The following is an 825-nucleotide window of genomic DNA, read 5'->3' on the forward strand; positions in this document are numbered from 1 at the left end:
GCACCACCCGGTACGCCGTCTGCTCCACCTCCGCCGCATACGACCGCACCTCACCCTCCACCGACAGATCCACGACCATCCCCGCCGCCGCCGACTGCCCCAGCAACTCCTCCAGCTCCGACAGACACGGACCCTCACCCGTCTCCTCCGCCACCCGGGAAGCGGCCGCGGCGGCCGCTTCCCGGGTGGCGGAGGAGACGGGTGAGGGTCCGTGTCTGTCGGAGCTGGAGGAGTTGCTGGGGCAGTCGGCGGCGGCGGGGATGGTCGTGGATCTGTCGGTGGAGGGTGAGGTGCGGTCGTATGCGGCGGAGGTGGAGCAGACGGCGTACCGGGTGGTGCAGGAGGCGTTGACGAACGTGCACAAGCATGCGGCGGGGGCGAAGACGCATGTGCGGTTGGCGCACCGGGTGTCGGAGATCGCGATGCAGGTGGAGAACGAGCCGCCGCCGGAGCCGGGGTCTGCGTCGGCGGCGGGTTTGCCGTCGGGTGGCAATGGTCTGGTGGGCATGCGGGAGCGGGTGCTGGCGTTGGGCGGGGTGTTCGTGTCGGGGCCGACGGACGCGGGTGGTTTCCGGGTGTCGGCGGTGATTCCGGCGGTGTAGGTGGGGTGGCGGGGTCAGCCGGCGGTGAGGCGTACGGGTGTTATGCCGGTGATGAGGGTGGTCAGGGCGTGGTCGATGTCGGGGCCGATGTACCAGTCGCCGGTGTGGTCGAGGGCGTAGACGCGGCCTTCGGTGTCGATGGCGAGGACGGCGGTGGTGTCGGTCTCGGCGCCGAGGGGGCACAGTTCGGTGCCGAGGGCGCGGCCGAGGTCGCCGAGGGTGC

2 protein-coding genes are annotated in these 825 nt (G+C 71.5%); one reads left to right on the forward strand and one right to left on the reverse strand.

Annotated features, from left to right (window positions below; translation table 11 throughout):
- A partial coding sequence (locus FRZ03_RS25410; RefSeq protein WP_464862542.1) for an ATP-binding protein occupies positions 1 to 602 on the forward strand: 602 nt, incomplete at its 5' end.
- A gap of 14 nt (positions 603 to 616) precedes the next feature.
- On the opposite strand, the gene FRZ03_RS25415 is transcribed toward FRZ03_RS25410, so the two are convergent.
- The coding region (locus tag FRZ03_RS25415; RefSeq protein WP_186785609.1) for an SUKH-3 domain-containing protein at positions 617 to 825 on the reverse strand (209 nt) is incomplete at its 5' end.

Source organism: Streptomyces misionensis (assembly GCF_007896895.1).
GTDB lineage: Bacteria > Actinomycetota > Actinomycetes > Streptomycetales > Streptomycetaceae > Streptomyces > Streptomyces misionensis_A.